General features: G+C 64.3%; 5 protein-coding genes. 1 reads left to right on the top strand and 4 read right to left on the bottom strand.

Features of this window, described 5'->3' with window-relative positions; genetic code table 11:
- From R1101_RS0118190 to R1101_RS0118180, 3 genes are all read right to left on the bottom strand, one after another.
- Positions 1–411 (bottom strand): VOC family protein (locus R1101_RS0118190; RefSeq protein ID WP_016934780.1); only part of this gene is annotated, 411 nt, incomplete at its 3' end.
- 38 nt (positions 412–449) lie between these two features.
- Entirely contained in the window at positions 450–1,505 is a 1,056-nt protein-coding gene (locus R1101_RS0118185; protein WP_016934779.1) for an FAD-binding oxidoreductase, read from the bottom strand.
- Positions 1,506–1,508: 3 nt separating this feature from the next.
- Entirely contained in the window at positions 1,509–2,702 is a 1,194-nt protein-coding gene (locus tag R1101_RS0118180; protein ID WP_026003435.1) for a Rieske 2Fe-2S domain-containing protein, read from the bottom strand.
- 262 nt (positions 2,703–2,964) lie between these two features.
- Between R1101_RS0118180 and R1101_RS0118175 the strand changes: the two genes are divergently transcribed.
- A complete protein-coding gene (locus R1101_RS0118175; protein WP_016934778.1) occupies positions 2,965–3,579 on the top strand; it encodes a helix-turn-helix domain-containing protein in 615 nt (204 codons plus the stop codon).
- Positions 3,580–3,657: 78 nt separating this feature from the next.
- Here R1101_RS0118175 and R1101_RS27380 read toward each other — a convergent pair.
- Positions 3,658–3,839 (bottom strand): sugar transferase (locus R1101_RS27380; RefSeq protein WP_037224035.1); only part of this gene is annotated, 182 nt, incomplete at its 5' end.

The following is a 3,839-nucleotide window of genomic DNA, read 5'->3' as shown; positions in this document are numbered from 1 at the left end:
CCCACTGATCACCCCTCCCCCGGCAAGCGGGGTGTGGTCGATCGTGGGCCCGAAGACCACCTCGTTCGGAAAACCGTCGGCGTCGGTGAATCGGAACGCCGCGACGGCAAGTCGCTCTTCCGGTGAGCCGGTGTCGATCCATTCGACGTCGATGCCCTCGGCCGCGACCCGCTCCGCGACATCGCGGAGATCGTCGAGGTCGTCGACCTCCCAGGTGATGGCCCGGATCCGGTCCTCGTCCGCGGGGTACAACGCAATGCGGTGGTGATGGTCGTCGAGCCGGATCAGCAGTGGATCGCTGTCGTCGACTCGGGGGCGTGCCTGCAGGCCGAGCAGATCGACCAAGACCTGACGCCAGGTGTCGAGATCGGAGACATCGACACTCAGAGCGCCCAAGCGGGTGATGCTCATATCGTCCTCTGTTTCGAAAGGGGTGCCGCGGCGAGCGGCTAGCTGGGAAGGAATTGCTCGGCGTGAATGCGCTCGGCCGGCAGGCCGAGTTCGACCAGCCGGTCGTGCGCGGCGGCGAGCATCGCGGGAGGTCCACAGAGATAGGCGGTAGTACGGGGGTCACGAACGTCGTCCGCGGTGAGGACGCTGACCGGGTTTCCGGTGAGGACTCCGTCGATGGAGGTCGGCTCATCGGACACGACCCGGACGTCGAGAGTGCGCATGAAACTCTGCCGTGCACGGAGTTCGTCGAGGTGGAACAGATCCGCTTCCCTGGTACATCCGAATACCAGGCGGATCGGGGTGTCCTCGCGAGCGGTCTGCAGATTCTCGAGCATGGACAGCATCGGCGCGAGACCGGTGCCGCCGGCGATCATCAACGTGGGGCCGGATTCCTCCACGAGACCGAATGCGCCGCTGGGGCCTTCGATTTCGATCTTGTCGCCGACCACGGCACCGTTGCGGAGATAGTCCGACATCGCCCCCGACGGCAGGACCCGGATGGTGAAGGTGAGCTTCTTGCGGTCGCGCTCACCCGAGGCCATCGAGTACGAGCGCCACTCCTCGGTACCCGGCACCTGCATCCGGACGTACTGCCCCGCGCGGAAGGCGAACCGGACGGATTTCGGCAGTTTGAGCACGAGTTCCACCACCGACTCTCCGAGCCAGGTGATCGCCCCGACCTTGGCGGTGGCGGCGACGAGCGGGTAGTCGTCCAGCATCGAGGCCGGATAGTCGAGTTCGACTTCACTGTCCGCGCACGCCACCGACTGGCACAACAGGCGCTGTCCGTCGCGGATCTCGTCCTGTCGCAAGGAGAACACTCGATCCCGAGGCATCTGGAGGTCGCCGCGAACGACCTTGCCGACGCAGGTGCCGCACGTACCGACGGTGCACTGGCTGACCAGGCGGACCCCGGCGGCCTCTGCCGCCTCGAGGACCGTCGAGCCTGCAGGCACGGTCACCGTCTTGGTGCCGTCCGCGAACGTCAGGTCCACGGTGTGGGTGACATCTGTACCGGACGTCGCGACCGCTTCGGTCGGGGTGATCGTCATGGCTCAGTCCTCGTCGAGGTAGGGCGACTCGAAGAAGCCCCGGGGGTGACGAGCTGCCATCTTGCGCCACGCGATGATGGAATAATCCATGTCGCACAGCATCTCGTTGTTCCAGCCGTCGAAGCGGGTGTAGTGCTCCTCGGTGGCCTCACGCGCGAAGACGTCACTGTTGTTGAAACCTTCCAGTGCCAGCGGCAGCATGAAGTTGTCGTACTTGAAGTTGAATTCCGCGATCTCCTCGTCGGTACGGGCGCGGGTAGCGATGACTTCCCAGTACTCGTGATGATGATCGTCGATCGGGACATAGAACTCGTACTGGACGTGATCGGTGATGGGCCAGTGTTCGACCATCAGGACACCGGGAACCCACAGCGATGTGCGGAAGTAGTGCGGCACCGTGCCGCGAGCCTTCATGTTGACCTTGGGGTTGTCGAGAACCGGCTGGTACAGGTCGGGACGGTCGTAGCGGTTCATCACACCCTTGGGACCGTTCTCGATGTCGATCTCCTCGGTCGCGGAGTCGGTGAGAGCGTTGACGCCGAGAGGCAGAGCGCGGTCCAGAGCGACAAGGATCTGGTTGTCCCAGTGCACCAGCAGGTGCCCCGGGTCGAGGCCGTTCTCGGCCGCGAGGCGCCAGTTGCCGACCAGCTTGCGGTGGATCCCCCGGATCACGATGCCCTCGTCGAGTAGGTGCGGAACCGGAGAATCGTTGGGATCGTTGGTGACCGGTGCAGGAAGATCGTTGGCGAGCGGCGGAGGGGTGCCGAAATCCTCCTCACCCACGAACACGTAGATGATCCCGTTGACCTCTTCCACCGGGTAGGTCCGGATGCCGGCCTTTCCGATCAGTGAGTCGTCGGGGTTGCCGACGATCGTCGTGAGGCTTCCGTCCTCGAGTCCGTAGGTGAAGCCGTGGTACCAGCAGGTGATCGTGCCCTCGGACAGGCACATCGGTTTCGCCGAGAGCTTCACCCCGCGGTGGATGCACCGATCGGATACCGCGTAGGCCTTGCCGGCGCTGCGGCGCAACGCGATGTCATGTCCACCGATGGTGACGCCCTTGGCGCTGCCGTCCTCGAGCTCGTGGGAGAGCAGAGCGGGATACCAATGGTTGGCGAAACCCCAGTCTGCCTGGACATATGGGGCGTACTGGCGGGTGACTCCCGCCGACGATCCGCTGTGCGAGATAGCGGTCATGGGACAACCTCCCTGGAGGTGGTGGGTGGGGTTTCGGTCGGCTCGTGGGCCGGCACGACCGCGAGGGACCCGGAAGCCGGGTTTCGGAGAAGTGTGGGGTGACACATCGCTGTGTCTGAAGCCACAGTATCGAAGTTTCATGAAACATCAATAGAAAATCCACGGAATTTACATTGAAGACATGCGCGCAATCTTGATACCGTGAACTCGCGCGGCGCCACCGCCGCGGGGCGCAAGCCCGGGCCGATCGCGGAAGACAGTGATGACCAGCGCAGACTCCGAGCCGACCAGCGGTACCGCACCCCTGCCCACCGGCAGACGCTGGCATCTCGCCGAGAACGCCTACGAGGACGCGCTGACGTCCTTCGAGTTCGCGATCCTCCAAGCCGAGGGCGGCTTCCAGCGCTTCGCCATCCAGGCGATCCGAGCCGCCACAGATCTCGACCTGGCATTCAACGAGATCGTGGCGTTGCACGTCGTGCGAATGCAGGAGCGGTCCAAGGACACCGCGACGATCGCCCAGCTGACCAACCGGGAGGATCTGCCGAACCTGCAGTACAACCTCCGCAAGCTCGTCAGTCTCGGCCTACTCGAACGACGGAAGGCCGGCACCTCCTCGGTCTTCACCGTCACCGAGAAGGGTCGGGCCGTCACCGACCGTTATGCCCAGCTGCGTCGCGAAACCCTGGTGTCCAACCTCGAGGAACTGAGCGACATCACGACGAAGTTGCGGCACGCGTCGCGATCGATGCAGGTACTCACCGGCTTGTACGAAGCCGCGAGCCGCGAACTCGCCACCCTCAACACCGCCGTCCTGTTCGAACCTCTCGAGAACGGGTCGCGTCCCCGGCGCTCGACGAAGCGCACTTCCGACTGAGCGACGCCGCTTCGGTCGGATGCTCATGCGAGAACGGCCCCGGAGTCGGACTCCGAGGCCGTTCTTGTAGGGCATTTCTCAGTAGGCGCCGTCGCTGGCGAGCACCGCCTTGACGGTCTTACCGATGATCAACACATCCGAGACCATCGACCAGTTCTCCACATACGACAGATCCAACCGCACCGACTCGTCCCACGACAGATCCGACCGACCCGACACCTGCCACAACCCGGTCACACCCGGACGCACCAACAACCGGC

This window comes from Rhodococcus sp. R1101, from assembly GCF_000278445.1.
Classification (GTDB): Bacteria; Actinomycetota; Actinomycetes; order Mycobacteriales; family Mycobacteriaceae; genus Rhodococcus; species Rhodococcus gordoniae.
This window is presented reverse-complemented; position numbering and strand designations above follow the sequence as displayed.

Bases quoted from the DNA above. Each gene is read 5' to 3' on its own strand.
- R1101_RS0118175 (WP_016934778.1), top strand. From the start codon at position 2,965: ATGACCAGCGCAGACTCCGAGCCGACCAGCGGTACCGCACCCCTGCCC.
- R1101_RS0118180 (WP_026003435.1), bottom strand. From the start codon at position 2,702: ATGACCGCTATCTCGCACAGCGGATCGTCGGCGGGAGTCACCCGCCAG.
- R1101_RS0118185 (WP_016934779.1), bottom strand. From the start codon at position 1,505: ATGACGATCACCCCGACCGAAGCGGTCGCGACGTCCGGTACAGATGTC.